Source organism: Paenibacillus alvei DSM 29 (assembly GCF_000293805.1).
GTDB lineage: Bacteria > Bacillota > Bacilli > Paenibacillales > Paenibacillaceae > Paenibacillus_B > Paenibacillus_B alvei.
Genome location: NZ_AMBZ01000003.1, coordinates 21,285 through 42,399 on the forward strand (window position 1 = coordinate 21,285; position 21,115 = coordinate 42,399).

Sequence of the window (21,115 nt, forward strand, 5' to 3'; positions counted from 1 at the left end):
CGGAATGAGTGATTATTATCTGATCGGAGAAGTCGAAAAGTGTACTGCATGTAATGGAAGAGGATATACATCTTCGGAGAACCATCCTGATTGTCCAGTGTGCAGCGGTGCAGGATATGTAGAGATTGAGGAGGGGACGGATTGAAAGAGATAAAGATCAAGCTTAATCCTGAACAACGGTTTTTGATAGAGTCGCAGAACGATTGTGCCATTTTGCTTGCCGATGAAATTGAAATAAGCCCTAGTCATTCACAAGTGATCTTGTCCGGTGCTTGGGTAGATTATGACCCTGAAAAAGTGGAGTTCAAACCAGGCAAACGTCACAAGATGCTGCTGGATGTCAAAGAGAGCGACGTTTGGCCAGAGGACGACGAATAGAAATGACCAGTCCACTCCATGAAATCATGATGATATCTCATTTGCTGCCGACAGAAGTCCTGGCTGACATTAATCAACGCATTGGTGACTGGCTGGCAATGGGCGGGAATGAATCAGATACGTACATCGAGCAGCAGTTGAACTTCGCAAAAAGATTTTTACCATCACAAAAAGGAGATGTTTGAAATGCAAATGCAAAAATATATCGTTGTGGCACTTCCAGTAATCGATTATCCGGTGAAAGGTTACGCTCCGAATGATCAGCGTCTGAAGCTTCATGAAGAAATTCAGGAGCTTTGGAACGAAGCTGAAGCTGGCAAGATGGATATCCGCAAGCTGCTTTCGGAATATATCGATGTCGGTCAGATGATCGCCGGATTGATTCGCAGCCAGGCGAAAGATACGCTCGCCGGACAAGCCATTGAGGATGTTGTTCATGATGTCTTCCGGAAAGCAAATATCGACCATATGAAGAAGATGGAAAGATACGCCGAGGAACGGGGATGGGCTATCTTGTCTGGAAATCACGCTCAACCTAGCTTTTCTACAGGCGGTAAGCTTGTGATGGATAAATCCATTCACCCATTATCTAATAGTCCGATTTATCGCTAGAAACGCCAAAAAATCAGCAATGATAGGGGTGATAGCATGGCGTATCCGAGAGATGAACAGGAAACGTCAGCAGTATACGATCCAGTAACAGACCAGTGGACGGTGTACAGCACATTGAAAAGGCACATTACACGACTGCAGAAAGTCGGGGGTGAGCCGGTTCAGAAAGAAGTCGAGGACGGCAGGATCATAGCTGGCAAGTGGGTGCTTGGCGGGAAGCAAGTTAGATTTGCAAAGCCGTATGAGCCCAAGGAAAAGGACGGTGACGGCGATGCGGTATGTGGGGATTGACCCGAGTACTAAAACCGGATTCGTTGCACTTGATCAAGCGGGGAATGTATTGGTTGAGAAAGAGTTGACCGGAATCGGGAAAGAGGACCCAAAGAGAATGGCTTCCATGATCCGCGAGGTGATTGCTTATCTTCGGCGTGACGACGTGGTGTGCATAGAAGGATTCGGCTTTGCATCTCAGCAAGCTGTCCAGCTCGGTGGCATCGGTTGGGGAATTCGGATAGCAATGTACTGTCGGGGCATGGAATACATCGAAGCTGCCCCAAGCCAGTTGAAGAAATTCGCAAGCGGTAAGGGCACGACGAAGAAGGACGAACTTGGCATTCATATATACAAGCGTTGGGGATACGAGCACAGAAGCGATAACGTTCGGGATGCTTACGTACTCGCGCGGATTGCAATGGAAATCGACGAAGCTCAAAAAACGGGGTACATCAAGAAAGTACCAATCCATCAAGGCGAAGTTGTTCAAGCAATATTGCATCCACCAGAAAAGAAAAAGAAGAAAAACGAGCATAGCCCGGTCATGCAGGCGCGGGATGGGATACTCCTGCGCCTAAAACAGAACATGTATTCGCAAAAATCAATATAAGGCGGATGCCCTGTGCGGGTGGGTAATGGACGTCCGCCCAGGGAAGCGAGGGGATAGAATGAACAACACAGTTAACGTCATGAACATATCTTTCGGCAAGGATAGCACGGCCATGTGGATTTACGCGCTGGAGCAAGGCGTGGATATCATGCCGGTGTTTTGTGACACGGGAAACGAGCATCCATTGGTATATGAGTATGGGGAGTATTTAGAAAAGCAGCTCGGGCCCATTCGGCGGATCAAAGCTGATTTCTCAGAACAAATAGCACGAAAGCGTGAATATGTACAAAAGCACTGGCCCCAAAAGCTTACTACCGACGTTCCCGGGCACTGGCACTATATCGGACCAGTGGGAGAGCGAGAGGCTGCTGAAGAGCCCCCGGAAAAACCGGATGATCCGAGTAGGCAAATAGAGATTGGTCACTGGAGATGGTACCCGGAGCAAAAAGGCATGTCGGACAAGGAGGCAGCCGAGGTTATTGAGACGGCGTTGAGCGTACTGCATCCAACCGGAAATCCGTTTTTAGACCTTTGCTTGTGGAAAGGGCGCTTCCCATCAACTCGACGGCGATTTTGTACGGTTGAACTGAAAGTAAGGCCGACGGAGGAACAGGTTTATTTCCCACTGCTTGAGGCGGGGCACGAGGTTGTGAGCTGGCAAGGCGTACGAGCGCAGGAGAGCGCGGCCCGGGCAAAGCTGCCGGAACGGGAGAACACGCCAGAAGGATACGAGATATACCGACCGCTACTCCGTTGGGCAGTGGATGATGTTTTCGCAATACATCGCAAGCATGGGATTGAGCCGAATCCTTTGTACAAGCTCGGAATGGGAAGAGTAGGTTGCATGCCATGTATCAACTGTAATAAGTCCGAGTTGTTTGAGATAGCCCGCCGATTCCCTTCCGAAATCGAAAGGGTTGCAAAATGGGAGCAGCTTGTAAAAATGGCAAGCAAAAGACAGGGTGCATCATTTTTCCCAACAGCGAACGGGAATGGAGACGGAATTCAAGAGGTTGTCGAGTGGTCTAAAACGGCATACGGCGGTAAGCAATACGACCTTATCAAAGCATTGGAATGGGAAGACGTACCGCAATGTTCAAGCGTTTATGGGTTATGCGAATGAGGAAGCTTAGTTTATTCAGTGGAATCGGCGGAATCGACCTTGCTGCGGAATGGGCAGGCATGACAACAGTCGCCTTCTGCGAACGCGAACCATTCCCGCAAAAGGTGCTCCGTAAACACTGGCCTAATGTCCCAATATACGACGATGTATGCACGCTAACAGCTGAGAAGCTAAAGGAGGATGGAATCATTGGCCCAGGTAGAACAATTGACATTGTTTCAGCCGGATACCCTTGCCAGCCTGAGAGTGTTGCCGGGAAGCGACGAGGCAAAGAAGATGACCGCTGGCTCTGGCCGCAAGTTGCTCGCTTATTACAAGAACTCAGACCCCGTTGGTTTGTTGGTGAGAATGTTGCTGGGCACGCAACGATGGGGCTCGACAAAGTGCTTACTGACTTGGAGAACCTATCATACACCTTCCAAACGTTTGATATTCCAGCTGCAGCCGTTGACGCGGACCATGAGAGAAGAAGGTTATTCATTGTTGCCCACTCCAACGGCGAGCGATCACAAGGGGGGGCGTTCTCCAGAAGCAGCGGCGAAATGTGGAAGAGGGCCCAGAAACAATTTTCGAGACTACTGCCGGCAAGTCCACAACCTAAAGTATCCACCGCCGACTTTAGTAGAGAAGGTTATGGGCTTTCCAGAAGATTGGACGAAGATCGAATAAAAGCATTGGGAAATGCGGTATATCCGTATCAGATATTCCCGATTCTAGCAGCAATAAAAGCAATAGATGACTATATGGGCAAAGCCCAAGGGGAGAGGTAAACAATGATCCAATTGAACGTACTTTTCAAGAAAATGCAGAAAGACGACAAAAAAGAGGTGCTTGTATATGAGGTTAAGGGTGATGACCTTCCGCAAGCACATACCCTCGTAGAAATGGCCGGAACTATCGTTATTTTGGCAGCAAGTGCGGCAGGTAACAAAACCAGTGAGATTCAGGCAGAGTTCGCGACGCTTCAACGTGATTCGAAAAAAACAGCTCTCAAATTCAACATCAAAGGTGACAATGAGAAAGCTTCTGCAGAGTTCTATCGAATGGCTGGTATGAACGTGACGCTATCATTGCAGGCTTCGCAAATGAGCATCGATGAATTTTACGATGATGACCACGAGGGTGTGCAGTACACAATTAATCCAGACGGAACGGTAGACATGGATCCGAATCAAATGACCATAGATGAGGCTGCTGCAGCTGCAGAACACCAGCAGGAGGAAGAAACGGAACCGGACAAGGAGCCTGAATCTGAGAAGGTGGCTGACATCACAACAGCTCGCAAGCGTCGTGGTCGTCAGAAGAAAGAAGAACAACCTGCAGCACCAGAATCATCCGGCGAAGACGAATTGCCACCGCTCGCATCAGATGATGATCTTCCGTTCTAATCTCACAGCGCCCCGGTTCGCCGGGGCAATCCTATTACAGTGAGGTGAGGGGATGCAGCAGATGTCATTCGAATTACCAGAATTGGATCGTAAGAAAACGCAGGCGGCAGTTGAAGCGACGTTGGAGAAATATCGTATTTTCAAGTATGTAGCGTTCGAGGAAAGGGAAGCAAGCATAACCGCATCATATAGTGACATGCCACGGGGAAATACAAATGTCACGAGCGATCAGACGGGGAACATTGCTACTTACAACGTCGACACGCAAGCGGCAAGGAAAACTTACTGTGATCGGATTGAACGGGCGGTACGGCGATTACCGAGGATGGAACGGTTCCTTATCGAAGAACGTTACATGAGCGATGATGCGGAGTATATGACCGATCTCAAAATGTACAGCTTCAAGTTTCAACCGCCAATCAGTGAGCGAACATATTCAAAAATACGCTGGAAGGCTTTTTATAAATTTGCATTGGCGATGGACATAGCAGTCGAAAAGGAAGTGAAAAACGATGACACAGACTAGTGAAAACTCTACTTTAGAATCGCTTCCAGAAGTCCTCACCCCTGAACACGTCAAAGTTTATTTAGACATTGGCAGGGATAATGCATATGAACTGTTTAATTCAAATGCGTTCCATGTTGTCAAAGTCGGAAGACGGAAGTTTGTTCATAAGGATGTATTTGTAAAATGGTTGTTAGGTAATGAGATGGGGGACTAGGTTCCTCATCTTTTTTTTATGGTTTACTATCGTCAATCTGAAATGTATAATGGATTATCAAGGAGGTGACAGTTTAAGTTGTTAATTCTATCTGCAACGGAGTTGATGCCCAGTGAAATTAAACTTTGAATCAAAAGAAGAGATATCGAAATTTATAGCCGATGAAGTGTTGTCAACCAATGAAGCGTTACAACTCCTTGGCGGGACACGTCAAAATTTACATAAATCAATAAAGCTAGGGAAGATACGTCCAATTAAAGCAACTGAGAGAGAACGATGGTTCTTCAAAGAGGATATCTTAAGCCGTAAAGCCGAAATCGAGAAGTATCATGATAAGAGAAATAAGGATGTGTGATACTGATGACAGTTTTCAAGGATGAAAGTTTGAAGAAAAACCAGTGGTACTACGTCATTGAGGTGCGCGAGAACGGGAAAAGAAAACGTGTTAAGAAACGAGGATTCAAAACAAGAAAAGAGGCAGAAAAGGCCGAAAACGAAGCACAAAACAGATATAACAACGGATTAAATATTAATGCATCCAACGTCACTCTAAAGGAGTTACTTGAAACCTGGCTTCAGTCTAAGGAATACTCAATCAAGAAGGTTACCTATAACTCATACGAGTCACATATAGTAAATCACATCGTGCCATGTATCGGAAAAGTTCAGATATCTAAATTAACGATCATCCACTGTCAAAAATTAATTAAACATTTGCATGAGGAAAAAGGTCTATCAATCAGAAGTGTGCGTGACATCTTCAAAACATTGAAGTGTGCATTAGATAAAGCAGTAGAGTGGGATATGGTTACTAAGAATGTGGCTGCTCTTGTGGATCTTCCTAAAGAGCAGAAGAAAGAAATACAGGTTTGGACTGCAGAGCAATTACGGGAATTTGACTCTTTGATCAAAAATCACCGCGAGTATGTTGCTTTTCTGCTGGCATACACAACAGGGATGCGAAAAGGGGAAATACTTGGCCTTAGATGGAAAGATGTTGATTTAGATGCACGAACGATATCAGTGGTTCAAACACTTGAATCAGATGGGAAAACGTTAGCTGCTGGAGCTAAAACAGCTGCAGGTAATAGATTAATTTCCATTGATGATCGTACGGTTGCTGAATTAAAAAAGCGTAAAATAATGATGTCAAAAGAAAAGCTAAGTGCTGGGGCGGTGTATCAAGACAATGACCTAGTAATAGGGACTTCAGTTGGCACACCTATAAGCCCGCGAAACCTGCTAAGAACGTTTGAACGGTTTTTAAAGAAGAGTGAGCTTCCAGTAATAACGATTCATGATCTTCGCCATACTCATGCTAGTTTGCTTCTAAAACAAGGTGTTCACCCTAAGATTGTTTCTGAACGACTTGGTCATTCAAGCATCAAGATTACGCTGGACTTATATAGTCACTTGCTGCCGAATATGCAGAAGGAAACAGCGGATCAATTTGGTGCAATGCTGTTTGGAACTAAATAAAATTGGTGCCCTTTTTGGTGCCCGAATAGATATAATTACTTAGAATTAGGCAGGAATACTATACGTATATGATGGCTGAAAACCCCTATTATCAAGGGTTTGTCAGGTGAACTCAGTAATACTCAGGAATGCTGCATATAACTGGCAGCGAAGAGGTCAGGGGTTCGATCCCCCTTGGCTCCACCAAAATCAACAAACGTACACGATCCTATGGGTCGTGTTTTTTGCATTGGTGGAGTATAACAGGGGGGAGCGAACCCGGGTTCGCCCGCGCGCAGGGAGCCAAAGGCGAGAGAGCACGGCATCTCATTCAACTAGTAAGGTAGTCATCGTCGAACGAGCTTCGACAGCAAGATCAATCAAGAATGGGAAATTTCTGTACTTATTTATCTGGAATGATCGGTTCAGAAATGTTATCACAATTTCCAGGGTTTCAATTGGAAGAAAATTTAGAGTGGAGCAGAAATTTAGTGTCGGTTCCTCCTGTGAGAAGGTCAGAGCAAGTAAACACGACCAGTCGAAAAATTTGAGGTGCTGCAGGAGAGACTGGTAAAAATTTATGAACCTGGCAGGAGATATGATGACAAGCTTCCAGCCATGTTGTGGATTCACGGGGGTGGATATGTGCTGGGACATCCTGATATGGACGACGAGTTGTATGAACGCTTCGTTCAGACGGCTCGATGTGGTGTCGTGGAGAACCATTCCAGCGGGATATCACCCTATGCAGTACCGACGATAGCGGAGAACTTGGCAGGGCTGCCGCCAACCTATACATGTGTAGGTCAGCTCGATCTGTTCCGAGATGAAACGATCGAATATGTAACAAGACTTGCACAAGCAGGTGTAAATGTCGAATTTCACTTATATCCCGGATGCTTCCACCTTTTCGAATTTTTTGTTCCAGAAGCGGAGGTAAGTCAACGCGCCGCTCAGAGCTATATGGAGGCGATGGCCCGGGCACTTCATTTCCCTTAATTTTTATAAAAGGATTAGACATATGAGTGCAAGCTGACATGCATAACTAATTGTTGATTTTTTATCTTGGTAAATGGAGTTAACCGTAAGAATATGAAAAAGCCCTAAGCCTTCTGGGGCTGTTGACAAACATAAGGTTTTTGCAAAGACTTCGCTGGACTGGGGACTAGATCCTCAACCCATTGTCAACAACTCCTCCAAGACTTGGGGCTATTTGCGTGAAACTCCTATCAAATACCTCTGTCTATTTGTGTGAAATATAGGGGGAATCCCATATGTTTCAAGTTAATTCTTAAGCTGATCAAGTTGAGCTCGCAATACTTCTTGGCCAGTTGCTACGGCACCACTCTTAAGGGCAGTTGCGATTCTCCCTAAAATAATTTCAGCGGGTTGGTTTTCATCATTTACTGCATTTAGAAGTTGTCTGCCGAAATTGTTAGCGCCGCTTTTTAAAGCTGTTTCAAGGAAACTCTTGAAAAATTCGCTGTGTTTGTCAGACATGTATCTCACCTCCTTCCGAAAGTACGCTAATCCCCCCTTGAAGTAAAGTCTAATATGAATTCGACTTATCGCTAGCACTGACCAACTAACATCAAGGGGGGTTAGAAGGAGAACATGTTTCTTATCTAATGGCTGTACGGTAGGCCTTGTTTTTTGATTTCGTCTTGATTTTGGTTTTACTACTTCTTTAGCTTTAGGTTTTGACTTAGCAAGCGGTTTACCTTTTCGCTTTGTGATCAGTTTAGTTTTTGGTTTAGCTTTTTCTTTTGATTTCTTTAAGGCCATTTTCCTTAGTTCCTCTATTGCCACTTGTCTTTCTTTCTCTAAAGCCATTTCTCTTTCTTTCTCTAGTGCCATTTGTCTTTCTTTCTCTAAAATCAATTCTCTTTCTTTTTCTAAGGCCATTTCCTCAGCCTTTTTCTTCGCACGTTCTTTCGCTTTTTCAATCGCTTCTTCTTTCGCTTTTTGTAAAGCCCGTTTTTTAGCCCGTTCTTTTGCTTTTTGTTGGGCTATCTGTTTCTTTTTTCATTATTAATCCAGATAAGGAGGGCATTCCCTACAGTCCGAGTAGCTTCAATCAATAGGGTAGTGGGAATGTTGTTTGGTATTTTCTCAAAAGCCGGTTTTCCTTCTAGCGCTTGCAGTTTTTGCTTGGATAGCTGCTGCCATGCCGAATTTTGTGTTTGACTCTGCAATCTTCTAAAGTGCGCAGCCGCATCTTGGTTTCGACCTATCCTGGTGCAAGCCTCACCCAGTTCATAGATGAGTTCTAATTGTGTATCAGTATCAAGCGTATCAGATTGTGTATTGAGGAGGAGGGTGAAGTCTTCAATCACCGTCTTCGTCCGATGAAAATATTTCTCTGGGAGATTGTAAGAGGACTTGCCGCGAAGCAGTCGAATCGTACTGTCGTGTGGGTCGGCGGCTACCGCATCATCGAGTATTTTCAATCCTTGATTTGACCATTTCAATTTATCAGAAGCCTCTGTTTTATCCCTTGCAATCAATATCATTGTGCTGCCATAGTAAGCATCAACAAGAGGATTATCTGGATAATCAACACGCAGTTGTTCTAAAATCTGATGTGCTTCTTGAACAGCCGCTGCATTGCCAGCTATGCCATCCTTATGAAGTTGGACAGCTAGGGTGAATCTCTCATTAAAGGGGTCAGGTGGAGTAGACACCGGAACTGACACGGAATTTAGGTTGCTTTCGGTCAATGAATTCGGATGATCATCGCTTGATATAGAAGTTTCAATCAAACTTGATCCTTCCATATCACTGGGGTTAAGGTTTGTCACTAAATTCATCCTCTCTGTATTCATGCATGATCACATCGATCGCTTGCATGGTTCTAATCATCTTTTTCTTCGGATGCATGGAGGCAAGAAGCTGTAAGATTTCATTCGATTTGACCTGATTTCCGATATTTAGGTAGGCTTTACTCAGCTTTCGAAGTACTTCTCTGACTTGTTTTTGGGTTAGGTAATTTGAACCTTGTTGATAACGGTCAAGGAGGAACGTGAAGTCCTCGATCGCTATTTTCGAACAATAGAAATAAGACTCCGGCAGATGCAGGCAGACGCTTCCGCGTAAAAAGCGAATTTCTTTTTCATTTGGATCCCATATAACTGCTTGATTCAATGCCTCCAAACTCTCTAGTGCTTTTTCTTCTTTCTCAACAAGGTTAACGGCATCACGTGATAAGAGGGCTAATGAACTACCGTAATAGGCTTCAATAAGCGCATTATGAGGCTGGGTCTCACGTAGTTTTACAAGCTTCTCATTCGCTCTTTTCGCTGCCTTTTTGTCTCCTTCAACCCCATCTTGAAGGAGCTTTTTTGCGATCTTGAATTGTTTATCAGGATTGCTGTCAGATGACAAGTTTACCTCACCTCCAATTTGCTTCGCCGTTATTTGAAAGCCGAGTTTCTCTACGTCAACTTCTCATGATTTCAAGGGCTATATACTTGTTACGATATGTGAATCCCTACTGCAATGATTGGATGAAAAAATCACTTTTCAGAAGATATACGGCTGTCCGAGTCAAGGCTGACTTTGCTTGCATTTCATATTAGGGTGACTAGGAGGGCGAGCAGATCAACTACTTACAAATAATCATGAGAGAACGCTAGATGAATGACATGCCGAAGGATTGGATTGAAAATGGTTAGGAGGATCTTTATGAAAGCGCAAACCCATAAAATGAAGGTATCCGTGGACGAACATACATCCCATTTAGAACAATTCAAAGCTTTTTTTGAACAATTGGATGAAAATGGAATCACCATTGAGAAGCTGCCTCGGCAAAAAATTGAAGATTATCAGTTAAAAGCGATTAACGCAACACTTACTCATATTTGGAACCGCAATGAATATTATCGTTCAAAGCTGGAAGAGGCAGGCTTTACAGTGCCAGAAATTGAAAGTCTGGAGCAATTAACAAAGGTACCGTTTTTGAATAAAGACGTCATCCGAGGCGATAAGCAGAAAATCTTATGCTTGGATCCAAAGGAAATCGGTCAGGTTCACCTCACGAGCGGTACTTCGGGCAAACCTATTTATACCTCGTACTCCTTAGCTGATCAGTATGTCTATGATTTGCTGCCTAAATATTTGGAATTGTTTAAGGAAACGGATGTTGATGTGGTGGCTGTCGCCTTGCCTTATGAATTTGCTTTGCCTGGACTTGGATTTCAGCGGTTGTTTCAATTTGCTTTTGGAACAGCGGTGCTGTCACTTGGCAAAGGCGGTTACATGGCTCCCGTCGATAAGTCATTAGAGTTGATGAAGGAGTTCCAAGCTACAGTTCTGACTACGACCCCCTCCTATGCGGCGCTTTTGGCCGAAGAAAGCGAGCGGTTCGGCATCAAAATAGGTGAAGATATACGGTTGAAAAAAATAGTGCTTACAGGTGAAGGCTGCTCCTATAAATTCCGTGAGCGTTTGGAAAAATGGTGGGGATGTGAAGTGTCCTTCTTCTACGGATCGACCGAATGCGGCGTCGTTGCGGTTGAATGCAGTGAGCACAAAGGTTATCACGTGATGGAGGGACATGTAAAAGTAGAAATTATTAATCCAATTACGCTGGAAAAGCTCCCTTACGGCAAGACGGGAGAAATCGTTGTCACGACGTTGTTGCGCGAGGCCATGCCAATGGTGCGTTACCGCAGTGGGGATATCGGGTATTTACAGAAATCCAAATGTGATTGTGGTCTCACAATGGACGTTCTTCATTTGAGAGGAAGAATGGAGAACATGATTCGATTAGGGGATGAAGACTACTCACCGTTCATACTAGAACAATTTTTGATGGAAATTCCAGATGTGGGTATGTGGTATCACTTCAAATTGAATCAGGGATCTTTCAAAATTGAAGCCGAACCGTTCCGGACGGAATTAACAGACGAGCAATTGGCAACGAAAATTCGAAAGCATATGGCAGATCGGATCGGGATTGATTGCGAAGTGGAAATCAGACACGATATTCCTCGTACTTTTGGCAAAGCAACGCGAATCATCACGTAAGGCGGCTAGGAGCATGGGGCCAAGGATTTGCATTAGCCATCCCAAAGCGCCGTGTAACGCCGAAAGGAGGTGCCCTGATGACCGATATTCAGAGGGAGCGGGAGGAGAAGTTCAAGAATTTATTACTACGCCTAACGAAATCCCCTCTATATAAGGATCGATTAGCGAAATATAACATCGATAATATGGGAATGAAACACATTCAAACACTGCCATTGACAACGAAAGAAGATCTCCGGAATGCCGGCGCTTTCGGACACCTAGCTGTCGAAATAAGTAAGATTGCCCAATACCACGAATCTACGGGTACAACCGGAGAACCTTCCGCTTCTTGGTTCACGCAAGAAGACATCCGAGTTGGCGGAAGACAGCTGCAGGAGTGTGGAGTCCGATTGACAGCGGATGATCTTGTATTGATTCGATTCCCGTATGCCTTGGCGCTGCCCGCCTTCTTAATGCAGCAAGCTGCCTGGCACACAGGAGCGGGGGTTGTACCTGCAAGCGGACGTACGGTAGTTACGCCATACCCGAAAGTATTAAGTCTAATGAAGCGCCTGCAAGTCACAGTATTGGCAGGACTTCCGCGCGAGATGGAGCTTCTGGCCGAGGCGGCGCGTCTCATTGGTTTGGATGTGAACGAGGATTTTCCAGCGCTGAGGGCCATTTGCGTTGCCGGTGAGTTATTGAGCGATAAACGCAAAGAGCATATCGAAAGGCTGTGGGGTGTACCTGTTTTTAATATGTATGGTTCGACGGAAACTGCGAATATTGCAACCATGTGTGAGTATGGCTCGATGCATATCGTGGAACGGGATTTTTACGTAGAAGTGCTGCATGAAGACGGTTCGGGCCCTGTTACTCAAGGAGAAAGAGGGTTTGCGGCAATCACAACACTCTCTCATCAAGCTTCTCCGTTGTTGCGTTACTTTAATGACGATATTATCTCCCTTGAACCTTCCAGGTGTGCTTGTGGGCGAGTAACGGGCAAGTTGGTGCATTACGGCAGAAGTAAGGATCGAATCGTGATCGGTGATACCATTCTAGATGCTTATGATATCCAAGAGGCCGTCTATTCGTTGACACCTGCCCCAGATGCATGGAAGGTATTGGAGCAAGAAGATGGTTTGTATGTTCTTCTTGATTCGCACGATGCTGGACAATGGAGTAGGGAGGACATCCAAACTCAATTATCTGAAAAGCTTCATTTGCCTGTCACCCTTCAAATCATTACCGACGCAACGCTTCTTGATCGAGTGGAGCTCGTGAATAACGTGCCATCGACCAAACCGGTATATATCCAGAAGCGAAATAAAGTGTAAGTCTGGTGAAGGAAAGGCTGCAGTCAATTGTGAAAAAGAGGGGTGTGCTCGTTGTGAGCGACAGATGGAAACAATTAATCACGCAATGGGATGGAATTAACCAACAATTGCTCGATCTGATGAACGAACGTGCACGAATGGCTGCGGAAATCGTTCAAGAAAAGAATAAGCAGGGTATTTCACAAGCGGAGCCAGTTGGCAACCAACAACTACTGAATGAGCTTGCTACCCTTACTTTTGCGTCCGAAATAAAAAAGAGGCTCCAGCCGAGCGCAAGCTTCTTGTTAGCCGCCGGCATAAGAGCGAGGATACGATTATTCAAGTCAAGCATGCCGAAATCGGCGGTTCTTCGCCTGTCATCGTCGCTGGACCCTGCTCAATTGAAAGCAGAGATCAACTGCTAACGGTTGCTACTGCGATGAGGAATGCCGGCATTACCGTCTTACGAGGAGGCGCGTACAAACCGAGAACATCACCGTATGATTTTCAAGGCCTTGGCGAAGCAGGGTTGAAAATCATGAAGGAAGTGGCTGATGAAACGGGGATGGTGACGATAAGTGAAATCATGAGCCCTATGCATATCGACATGGCAGCTCGTTACATTGACATCTTTCAGATTGGTGCCCGCAACATGCATAACTTCGATCTGTTGAAAGCCGTTGGCCAAACCCAGAAGCCTGTCCTGCTGAAACGAGGCCTTTCCGCTACACTCGAGGAATTTGTGTTTGCGGCTGAATATTTGCTATCCAGCGGGAATAACCAAGTCATGTTAATCGAGCGCGGAATTCGCACCTATGAAAGATGGACGCGCAATACACTCGATATTTCTGCTGTTCCGATATTGACTCATCTTCCGGTTCTCGTAGATGTTACCCATGCCACTGGTCGAAAGGACATTATGCTTCCATGTGCGAAAGCAGCACTAGCGGCTGGCGCAGACGGTATTATGGTCGAGGTGCATCCGAATCCGCGGGTTGCACTTTCTGATGCGAAGCAGCAGTTGAATATTGATGAATTTCACAAATTTTTGCAGGGGATCCGCGATTCCGGTCTCTATCGTTAACAGCAGGTTATCATAACAGAAGTTCCTGTACACAGGTTATAATTCAACACGAGCTGACATACGGCTAATGGAGGAAACTGTATGACAGATACCAATGGCAAGGGCTCGCGGCATGCGGGAGAGGCATTGGACTTTTTGCAGAAACTAATATTCGATTTGTTGCTAGTGACAGACGGAAGGACGACAGATTTGCTAGAAACCTTGTTGAACGAAAAGATGTGTGTAACGGTCATTCGGCAAGAGCAATTGAAAGAAGAACATGCGGATCATCAAGCGGAGTCCTCCGGCGCTCCTTTATATGTGAGAGAATCGATTTTGATAAGCGACAAAAGTGATTTTATCGTTTCTCACAATATTGCCATTGTGAACTCAAAGTACGTACCAGAATCTTTATTTGAGAAAATTGCTCACAAACAAGAGGGAATTGGCAAATCAATCAGCTCGATGGGGTTACAATCCTACAGAAAAGTGGTTGACTCTGGGCTTAAGGGTCAAGAAGAGGCTGTTGATCTGTTCCAAAAGCCAATCAATCTTCGTATCCCTGAACGGCACAGTAAAATTCCTTACAAGAGATACGATATTTTTTTTCAGTCAGTGCCAGGAATTCATATGCTTGAATATTTTAATCCAGAAGTTGTCAGATACCGTTTAAACAAGGTTAACCAATTCCAAAATGGAGGGATAAAAGATGAGTGAAGAAATGAAAGAGCATAAACCAAGTAAAAAAGAGGTAAAGGAACAAGCGAAAGAGCAAGCTAGACTTGAGAAACAAGCGAAAAAAGTAGAAAAAGAGAAACGGAAAGAAAAGAAGGAACTTGAGGAACTAGCAAAGAAAAAAGAAAAAGAGCAAGCGGAAGAGAAAGCAAAAGAACAAAAAGAGCTTAAGGAACAGCAAGAAAAAGAACAAAAAGAGCTTGAAAAACAGCAAGAAAAAGAACAGAAAGCAAAAGCAAAAGAAAAAGACAAGGAATAATAAAAGAGTTATAAATAAAATGAAAAAGGGACTCCTTCCTTATTTTGTTAAAGGGAGTGGTCCTCCGTTTTTTCAATCATTCAAACTGTACTCAACAGCGCAAATGCGCGCCCAACTCAAAAAAACCTCTGGTCAATAACGTAAGTTCATCAACCAAGAGGAGAAAACATGAAACAGAAAACCTTTTTATTTAATTGTATTAAAATGATGGATGTTAATTTCTCTCCTTATTGCTTTTTTTGACTGTTTTTCATGTGTTCAACGAATTCCGTACCTGAATTCACCATATGTTCACTGGCATGTTGTACGCCAATTTTAACGGCTGCGATCAGCTTTCCAGCAGAAATATCAGATGGCTGATTCAATTCCTCCATCGCTTCAATAATTTGCTTTCCTGCCACATTCGCGCCACTTTTTACTGCTACAGAATAGGTATTTGCGAAATGTAGAAATCCATTCTTCATATGACTAAAGAACTTTGACATTCCTTGATTACTCGTTGCCAAATGCGTCATCTCCTCTCTAAAAATTACCTAATTCGGTGGTCTTTCTTGCTCATTATTAACCTGCAATACTTTATCTTCAGATAAATGCTTAGGCGTCGAAACGCTTTCCAAAGGTGGCCTAGGATCATCTTTTAGCATTGGATCTGGTTGAACCTGAATGGCTCGTTCCTTTTTGTCCATATAAAATTTTAATACTGCAACAATGACTCCGACCAGAAGGACAAATGTCAGTACACCGGCTAAGGTTAATCCGAGAATAAAGATTACGCGATCTGCAAAGCCCATTTCCTTCATACCCATGTCATTTCTCACATCCTCTCACAATAATCCAGTATATGTATGGAGTTCCCCGATAATATGGACACTTGAGTACCTTTCAGCGTAATTCCACGTTCGTCTAATCCATAAGGAGGATAAAGAATGCATTTCACGTTACTTCGAAATTTAGCTTGTCTGTTCTTAGTTGGGTCACTTCTTATCTCCCTCCAAACGCATAACTACGTATTGATGTGTTTGTGGGGAGGTTGTACCGGATTGCTTTTCATTTACAAGCCAATGCGGCCATTTCTTCTGACAACGATAGGTTTGGGTGTCGGATTTGCTATTTATCTATTCATAAACTCAAGTTGGATCCTCGATTTGAAGCCCAAAGAATGGCATATCTTACTAAACAGATTGTCATTGATTTGTATCATCATTCCCTTGCTTGTCATGGCGTTTGTTCAAAAATTACCTTTCATGCTGTATGCGAAAAAACCGCATTGGAACGAGCAGATAGGGATACCATTTATTTGGTCAGGCTTCCGTCAGTCAAAAGTTAACGTTTTCTTACTTATCGCAATTGCTGCGGTTTCTTTAGCTTTTATGCCATTTGTTATTCGAAACGAATGGGGCAACGTGCAAGGAATTTGGTTATTCACGCTTGCTTTTTCTATCATAAACGTGTTGGAGGAGATCATCTGGCGAGGGGTGCTTCTTAGTCGGTTCTCCGAACAATTAGGTGATAAGTGGGCGGTAATTGTGACCAGCGCAGGGTTTGGTTTACAGCATTATTCCCTTGGATTCTCTTGGGGCATTTGCATCGCCTTTGCACTGGGAGGGTTGTATTTCGGAGGAATTACGATCAAATCCAAAAGTATCATTCCCGTCGTGATTTGGCATACATGGATTAATGTTCTGATGATTCTCAGCGGTTTCTTGTAATTCAGTCCAAAATGGCAAGTGCAGCTAAATTAAAAAAACCTTAAAAATATTGAGAGCTTGTCTAATTTCACAATAAATAAATGGTATAATTAGGTTGGAGCGAGGAGCTAGTACGAGGGGGAAGCAGTGATGGAGATCAAACAAAAAACTCCCTTTTCGCAATAGGCGAATAGAGAGCTTGTATGCTGCTTATATTCAGTAAACGAGTTCGAACGGTTGCATCGTTGTGCGACTACTTAGCCAGCAGTTCAGGCAAGTTGATTTGTTCGTCAAGCTGGTCTGCGAAGCGACTCATGCATTTGCAAATAAAGTCTTTGCGGCAAATCGGGCATGGAATAGTAAGCAGTCTGCTAACATGCTTGGCACCGTGATTATAAAAGACGCGGCATAGCGTACCATCCTGCAGTTTTACTTTTACTTGATAAAGGTTATCGGCATCGTTGCGTTCGATTAACGTTTTTCCTTTACAATCGGTTCATAGGTCACGTTGGCTTCACCTGCATCCTTAAATTTTTTGCAAGTAACATATTATGTTGTTTGGGCTCGTTTGTCAATTTATTTCTTCACGATCCAGAGAAAATCCATATTCCCAAAATTAATCATTTTCATTTGCCTCACAGATGGTGATACATATAGTGAGCGATTGACTTTACGACCTAATTGGAGGATGGAACCATGCATGACGACAACTCAGAATTCAAGCAGCTAAGCGAACTCATTGCCAAAAGAAACGAGTTGCAAACGGAGATTAACTCCATTCTTGCGCGAATGACGATGAAACAGGAGGAAAGAGTGTCCAAGCTTGCTGAGAGCCTATCCGATTCATCCAAGCGCAAATAAGTCTTTTCATAATCTTGACCAATGTTCACCTCTATATTCATGGTAGGATGACAGGAGGTTCATGTTCATATGAAACGGTATACCGCTGTACAATCGTCCGTTAATACTTTATTTGAAGTAGATACAGGGCAGAAGGAGTTAATGATACCTAAAATTGAGAAGATGGTGCAGGGCAATCATCCGAAATTAACACTGGCACATTGGCATTCGCATTGGAAGATCAATTATGTAGCCGGAGGCAGCGGCCTTTGTATCATCAACGGGACAACGTATACGATTCAACAGGGTGACATTGTGCTCATCCCGCCACAGCAATTGCATCGGGTGTGCGGGACAGATCAGCTTCTGATGGAAGCATTTCATTTTGAAGTGTCTATCCAACTCAATTCATGGTGGGGCCAGGAGACGAGTTTCTATCTCCATCATATTGGACAAGCCGTACCGCATGTCCTGCAGCGGTCTTTGCTGCAATGCGGCCTGTTGTCTGATATGCTAATGGACATGAAGAATGAACTCGATCAAAGAGAAGCTGGGTTTGCAACAATTGTTCAAGCCCAATACATACGCTTTTTTACGCTGATCAACAGATATGCAAGCAGGCCGCACGCTGCATTTTCACCATCGCCATCTAGAGGAGTACAGACAATTAAAGAGGTGATTCGCGTCATGGAAAGTCAGCTAGCTTATCCGTGGACGCTGAAGAAACTCTCCGACTTGGCCCACCTAAGTCCTTCCCGATTCAGTGCATTATTCCAGCAGACGTTAGGCACATCTCCACTCGATTATCTGATCAGACTACGATTGGCCTATGCGGCTCAGCTATTAACTTCTTCGACAGAGAAAATTATCGAAATCGCCGCTGAAAGCGGCTTCCGCAACCTGTCCAACTTCAATCGATTATTTAAAGATCACTTCCAAATGTCGCCTAGTGAATTACGTGAATTGAATGACCAGCTTCAGGCATAATACTTGGTTCTCTTCCTATTTTTATAGGGTTGCCGTAGATGTCTGTTGTTCAATGAATTGTCACAATTACAAAATTTGCTTCCGAAATTTGCAAGAAGGTATTGAGAGAAATAGGAAAGATTTTGTAATATGAGAAGTGATGAATGTAACTGACAAAGGGGCGTAGAACAGTTATGCAGAAATGGGCTATGTTCATTTTGTTCAGCATCGCGTGCCTGCTTGCCGCTGGGTTGATGCTGTTCAATATGCCAAAGCCGGAGGTCGAGGAGGCAGCTCCTGAGGGAGTCACTCTCGTTAAACTTATCGCTACAAGTGATTTTAAGTTCGACCAACCGGAGTATAAAGTGAAGGCCGGGGATAAGGTTCGCATGAAGCTTGTGAACAAATCCGGGTTGCATGGTGCTGAAATTAAGGAATTGGGCATTAATCTGCAAGATGGCCAAATGGAGAAGGACGTTGTATTTGAAAAACCGGGCAAGTATGAGATTTTGTGTTCGGTCATGTGTGGAACAGGCCACGATGATATGAAGTCGGTTCTTATTGTAGAATAATACGTTTCAGTTGAGAGAAGGGGCTGACAAGCTCCTTTTTTTCATGTTGCATACAGGGAACAGGAGATTGGTTACATATGCCGAATGTAGTAGAAGCGGGAAAGATACCAGGCCTGTTCGAGAATGGTATCGCAACACCGCTTCCGAGCTAGACCATCACAGGGGAGGGCTAACGAATGTACTATGTGAACATGGAGCAGATTGAGCAGCGGCTTGATTTTATACCACAACTGATAGAGACTGTTGAACAGATTATGGTGAAATGGGACGGAAGCTTGCACTACTCTTATGCACAGGAGCGGGCGCTTCATATCGCGATCGAGATCATCACAGATGTAGGCAGCTTGCTCATAGACGGTTTTCTAATGCGTGATGCAAGCAGCTACGAGGATATTGTGGAAATTATCGCACAAGAGCAGGTTGTATCGCCACAGCTCCATGCGACATTGCTTCAGCTAGTGTCTTTGCGCAGACCGTTGGTTCAGGAGTACATGATATGGGAGAGAGATTCCATTCATTCGCAGCTTGCACACCTGCCTAAGTGGCTGCCGGAATTTGCTCAGTCTGTCCGTCAATTTGTAAGTAAGGAACTTGCGTTGAAATGATTCCTGCCTTCAACTGGGGCAAGGTTGTTGTCTGTAAGGAAGTGATGCGTTACAATGACGGTACGATGACAACCAAGGTTAAGGTGGTTACATGAAGCAACCAGTACGCAAATCATCCACACGTGAAGAGATTATGAGCTTACTCAAAACCAATGGGGCTATGTCTGTTGCCCAGCTTGCCAAGCAGCTGGAAATGACAGAAATGGGAGTAAGACGACACCTATATGCCATGCAGCAGGAACACATGCTGGATACGGAAATGGTTCGACAGCAGATGGGACGTCCCTTGCAGATGTATCGCTTGTCGGATACAGGAGATGAACAGTTCCCAAAGCAGTATCATCAACTGATTTTAGATCTGCTTCAGGAAATGGAATCTTGGCAGGATGAGAATAGTGTCCATCGATTATTCGAAGGAAGAAGACAGTCCATGCTGGAGAAATATGTGCCGCTCGTCCAAGGCAAAAACTTGGAGGAACGAGTTGAAGCGCTTGGTCACATTCAAGATTCAAACGGCTATATGGTAGAGACGGAGAAGGCGGACGATGGCAGCTGGCTGCTGCATGAGTACAATTGTCCAATTGCACAGGTTGCTCAGCATTATAAGGAACCGTGCGCATGTGAACTTGCCTTATTCCAAGATTTACTAGATAGCGATGTAGAGCGTACAGAATGTCTTGCAGAACGCGGGCAGCGCTGCACGTATAAGATTCGCCCTCGGACTAACCAGTAATACTTGTACATTGCAAGATCATTCCCTGTTCGAATGATCGGGAAGGCTGTCCATAATAGCTATGGGCAGCCTTTTTCTGATCGGTGGGAAAACGAATTACGACGCGAGTAAGTTTTGCAATTTTATCTCATTGATTTTGCTTCCCAAATTCAGGTCGGCCTCACAGAGGTTCGGTCTATTTGCACTGATTAGGGACAAGCGGGCAAAAAAAGTACAAGGTAAGTTGTGTCAAAGCGAGCCCCATCTTCCTATACTGTCAATACGACATGGGCATACGCCCGGTAGATCTTGCAGCTAAGGAGGGGAGACGATGATTGAATGGAGCATCTTGCTGGCTGCTGTAGCGTGGAGTGCTGTATGTACGGCGACTGTCCTGCTCATTGTCCGAGGAATGCGTACCTTGAGAAGGGCGGATTCATGTCTTGAGGAAGGGCAGAGACTGAGCCACCAACTCCAAGTATTGACGCGTCGAGCTGACGAAGTGTTGAAGCAGTCCGAAGAGACCGTGGGGACGATTAACGAGTGGGCACAAGAATTGAAGCGTACACGCAGAGTATTACAACGCGGAAATGACGTGTTGGAACGTATCGTGGCTCAAGTTAGTCAGCGGAATGCGAATAATGCATCTGATCAGCGGCTTACGGATATGCTTCAAATGTTTGAACTTGGCTATTCAGTATGGAGCTCGATTCAAGCAAAGCGCGCTATGTCGTCTCCCCCTTCTAGTGCAAAGAATACCGGGAATGAGTGATGAGGAGGAAGAA

At 44.6% G+C, this 21,115-nt stretch carries 30 protein-coding genes and 2 pseudogenes; 27 read left to right on the forward strand and 5 right to left on the reverse strand.

Translation table 11 applies throughout. The features are described 5' to 3' along the window. The first annotated feature begins 4 nt into the window (after positions 1 to 4). The 14 genes and pseudogenes from PAV_RS35260 to PAV_RS10665 all read left to right on the forward strand — a co-directional run bounded on the left by PAV_RS35260 (position 5) and on the right by PAV_RS10665 (position 7,563). Positions 5 to 145, forward strand: a complete 141-nt coding sequence (locus PAV_RS35260) for a hypothetical protein (RefSeq protein ID WP_005545916.1) — start codon at positions 5 to 7, stop codon at positions 143 to 145. Next, positions 142 to 378, forward strand: coding sequence for a hypothetical protein (locus PAV_RS10605; protein ID WP_005545918.1), 237 nt, complete (start codon positions 142 to 144; stop codon positions 376 to 378). The genes PAV_RS35260 and PAV_RS10605 overlap by 4 nt, the downstream gene beginning before the upstream one ends. 2 nt (positions 379 to 380) lie before the next feature. Beyond that, positions 381 to 563, forward strand: coding sequence for a DUF6877 family protein (locus tag PAV_RS10610; RefSeq protein WP_005545921.1), 183 nt, complete (start codon positions 381 to 383; stop codon positions 561 to 563). A gap of 1 nt (position 564) precedes the next feature. Beyond that, positions 565 to 990, forward strand: coding sequence for a hypothetical protein (locus tag PAV_RS10615; protein WP_005545923.1), 426 nt, complete (start codon positions 565 to 567; stop codon positions 988 to 990). A gap of 36 nt (positions 991 to 1,026) precedes the next feature. After that, on the forward strand, positions 1,027 to 1,281 hold the full coding sequence (locus tag PAV_RS10620; RefSeq protein ID WP_005545925.1) for a hypothetical protein: 255 nt from the start codon (positions 1,027 to 1,029) through the stop codon (positions 1,279 to 1,281). Continuing rightward, positions 1,262 to 1,873 (forward strand): hypothetical protein, encoded by a 612-nt coding sequence (locus tag PAV_RS10625; protein ID WP_005545927.1) that lies wholly within the window; start codon positions 1,262 to 1,264, stop codon positions 1,871 to 1,873. The genes PAV_RS10620 and PAV_RS10625 overlap by 20 nt, the downstream gene beginning before the upstream one ends. A gap of 58 nt (positions 1,874 to 1,931) precedes the next feature. Then, a complete protein-coding gene (locus tag PAV_RS10630) occupies positions 1,932 to 2,996 on the forward strand; it encodes a phosphoadenosine phosphosulfate reductase domain-containing protein (protein WP_005545929.1) in 1,065 nt (354 codons plus the stop codon). Beyond that, positions 2,993 to 3,766, forward strand: a complete 774-nt coding sequence (locus PAV_RS10635; protein WP_040735852.1) for a DNA cytosine methyltransferase — start codon at positions 2,993 to 2,995, stop codon at positions 3,764 to 3,766. The genes PAV_RS10630 and PAV_RS10635 overlap by 4 nt, the downstream gene beginning before the upstream one ends. 3 nt (positions 3,767 to 3,769) lie before the next feature. After that, positions 3,770 to 4,384: a hypothetical protein gene (locus tag PAV_RS10640; protein ID WP_005545933.1), complete on the forward strand. Its 615-nt coding sequence runs from the start codon at positions 3,770 to 3,772 to the stop codon at positions 4,382 to 4,384. A gap of 61 nt (positions 4,385 to 4,445) precedes the next feature. Then, positions 4,446 to 4,910 (forward strand): ArpU family phage packaging/lysis transcriptional regulator, encoded by a 465-nt coding sequence (locus tag PAV_RS10645; protein ID WP_040735792.1) that lies wholly within the window; start codon positions 4,446 to 4,448, stop codon positions 4,908 to 4,910. Continuing rightward, positions 4,897 to 5,106, forward strand: a complete 210-nt coding sequence (locus PAV_RS10650; protein ID WP_005545936.1) for a helix-turn-helix domain-containing protein — start codon at positions 4,897 to 4,899, stop codon at positions 5,104 to 5,106. Before PAV_RS10645 ends, PAV_RS10650 begins: the two co-directional genes overlap by 14 nt. A 112-nt stretch (positions 5,107 to 5,218) precedes the next feature. Beyond that, a complete protein-coding gene (locus tag PAV_RS10655; RefSeq protein ID WP_005545938.1) occupies positions 5,219 to 5,461 on the forward strand; it encodes a hypothetical protein in 243 nt (80 codons plus the stop codon). Between the two features lie 5 nt (positions 5,462 to 5,466). After that, positions 5,467 to 6,585, forward strand: coding sequence for a site-specific integrase (locus PAV_RS10660; protein WP_005545940.1), 1,119 nt, complete (start codon positions 5,467 to 5,469; stop codon positions 6,583 to 6,585). Positions 6,586 to 6,980: 395 nt separating this feature from the next. Further along, a pseudogene (locus tag PAV_RS10665) lies at positions 6,981 to 7,563 on the forward strand (alpha/beta hydrolase). Between the two features lie 285 nt (positions 7,564 to 7,848). Here the strand turns inward: PAV_RS10665 and PAV_RS10670 are convergent. From PAV_RS10670 to PAV_RS10680, 3 genes are all read right to left on the reverse strand, one after another. Further along, complete coding sequence (locus PAV_RS10670; RefSeq protein ID WP_005545946.1) at positions 7,849 to 8,469, reverse strand: hypothetical protein; 621 nt, start codon at positions 8,467 to 8,469, stop codon at positions 7,849 to 7,851. Positions 8,470 to 8,573: 104 nt separating this feature from the next. Next, the gene (locus PAV_RS10675) at positions 8,574 to 9,365 is read right to left on the reverse strand and encodes a tetratricopeptide repeat protein (protein ID WP_005545948.1); all 792 of its coding nucleotides are present in this window, start codon (positions 9,363 to 9,365) and stop codon (positions 8,574 to 8,576) included. Next, positions 9,352 to 9,948 carry a hypothetical protein gene (locus PAV_RS10680; RefSeq protein ID WP_005545950.1) on the reverse strand — a complete coding sequence of 199 codons (597 nt, stop codon included), beginning with the start codon at positions 9,946 to 9,948 and terminating at the stop codon, positions 9,352 to 9,354. Before PAV_RS10680 ends, PAV_RS10675 begins: the two co-directional genes overlap by 14 nt. A 300-nt stretch (positions 9,949 to 10,248) precedes the next feature. Here PAV_RS10680 and PAV_RS10685 point away from each other — a divergent pair, with 300 nt between their 5' ends. The 5 genes and pseudogenes from PAV_RS10685 (at position 10,249) to PAV_RS10705 (ending at position 14,947) form a co-directional block, all read left to right on the forward strand. Beyond that, positions 10,249 to 11,592, forward strand: coding sequence for a phenylacetate--CoA ligase family protein (locus PAV_RS10685; RefSeq protein WP_005545952.1), 1,344 nt, complete (start codon positions 10,249 to 10,251; stop codon positions 11,590 to 11,592). 77 nt (positions 11,593 to 11,669) lie between these two features. Then, positions 11,670 to 12,911, forward strand: coding sequence for a phenylacetate--CoA ligase family protein (locus PAV_RS10690; RefSeq protein ID WP_005545953.1), 1,242 nt, complete (start codon positions 11,670 to 11,672; stop codon positions 12,909 to 12,911). Positions 12,912 to 12,964: 53 nt separating this feature from the next. Further along, positions 12,965 to 13,974, forward strand: a pseudogene (locus PAV_RS10695) (bifunctional 3-deoxy-7-phosphoheptulonate synthase/chorismate mutase). An 81-nt stretch (positions 13,975 to 14,055) separates the two neighbouring features. Further along, positions 14,056 to 14,670: a chorismate pyruvate-lyase family protein gene (locus PAV_RS10700; protein ID WP_005545958.1), complete on the forward strand. Its 615-nt coding sequence runs from the start codon at positions 14,056 to 14,058 to the stop codon at positions 14,668 to 14,670. Then, positions 14,663 to 14,947 (forward strand): hypothetical protein, encoded by a 285-nt coding sequence (locus PAV_RS10705; RefSeq protein ID WP_005545961.1) that lies wholly within the window; start codon positions 14,663 to 14,665, stop codon positions 14,945 to 14,947. The genes PAV_RS10700 and PAV_RS10705 overlap by 8 nt, the downstream gene beginning before the upstream one ends. Before the next feature lie 227 nt (positions 14,948 to 15,174). Here the strand turns inward: PAV_RS10705 and PAV_RS10710 are convergent, their stop codons facing one another. Beyond that, the gene (locus PAV_RS10710) at positions 15,175 to 15,453 is read right to left on the reverse strand and encodes a hypothetical protein (RefSeq protein ID WP_005545963.1); all 279 of its coding nucleotides are present in this window, start codon (positions 15,451 to 15,453) and stop codon (positions 15,175 to 15,177) included. Positions 15,454 to 15,480: 27 nt separating this feature from the next. Next, the gene (locus tag PAV_RS10715) at positions 15,481 to 15,753 is read right to left on the reverse strand and encodes a hypothetical protein (protein ID WP_005545965.1); all 273 of its coding nucleotides are present in this window, start codon (positions 15,751 to 15,753) and stop codon (positions 15,481 to 15,483) included. 120 nt (positions 15,754 to 15,873) lie between these two features. Between PAV_RS10715 and PAV_RS10720 the strand changes: the two genes are divergently transcribed. From PAV_RS10720 to PAV_RS32300, 8 genes are all read left to right on the forward strand, one after another. Next, complete coding sequence (locus PAV_RS10720) at positions 15,874 to 16,656, forward strand: CPBP family intramembrane glutamic endopeptidase (RefSeq protein WP_005545967.1); 783 nt, start codon at positions 15,874 to 15,876, stop codon at positions 16,654 to 16,656. Between the two features lie 226 nt (positions 16,657 to 16,882). Continuing rightward, entirely contained in the window at positions 16,883 to 17,047 is a 165-nt protein-coding gene (locus tag PAV_RS37210; RefSeq protein WP_157266773.1) for a hypothetical protein, read from the forward strand. A 284-nt stretch (positions 17,048 to 17,331) separates the two neighbouring features. Beyond that, positions 17,332 to 17,496, forward strand: a complete 165-nt coding sequence (locus PAV_RS34590; RefSeq protein WP_005545969.1) for a hypothetical protein — start codon at positions 17,332 to 17,334, stop codon at positions 17,494 to 17,496. 69 nt (positions 17,497 to 17,565) lie between these two features. Then, positions 17,566 to 18,462 (forward strand): helix-turn-helix domain-containing protein, encoded by an 897-nt coding sequence (locus PAV_RS10725; RefSeq protein ID WP_005545971.1) that lies wholly within the window; start codon positions 17,566 to 17,568, stop codon positions 18,460 to 18,462. A gap of 173 nt (positions 18,463 to 18,635) precedes the next feature. Continuing rightward, the gene (locus PAV_RS10730; RefSeq protein ID WP_005545973.1) at positions 18,636 to 19,013 is read left to right on the forward strand and encodes a cupredoxin domain-containing protein; all 378 of its coding nucleotides are present in this window, start codon (positions 18,636 to 18,638) and stop codon (positions 19,011 to 19,013) included. A 176-nt stretch (positions 19,014 to 19,189) separates the two neighbouring features. Continuing rightward, positions 19,190 to 19,618, forward strand: a complete 429-nt coding sequence (locus tag PAV_RS10735) for a DUF86 domain-containing protein (RefSeq protein ID WP_005545974.1) — start codon at positions 19,190 to 19,192, stop codon at positions 19,616 to 19,618. A 91-nt stretch (positions 19,619 to 19,709) separates the two neighbouring features. Next, a complete protein-coding gene (locus PAV_RS10740; protein ID WP_005545979.1) occupies positions 19,710 to 20,351 on the forward strand; it encodes a helix-turn-helix transcriptional regulator in 642 nt (213 codons plus the stop codon). Between the two features lie 310 nt (positions 20,352 to 20,661). Next, entirely contained in the window at positions 20,662 to 21,102 is a 441-nt protein-coding gene (locus PAV_RS32300; RefSeq protein WP_005545981.1) for a hypothetical protein, read from the forward strand. Positions 21,103 to 21,115: the final 13 nt, after the last annotated feature.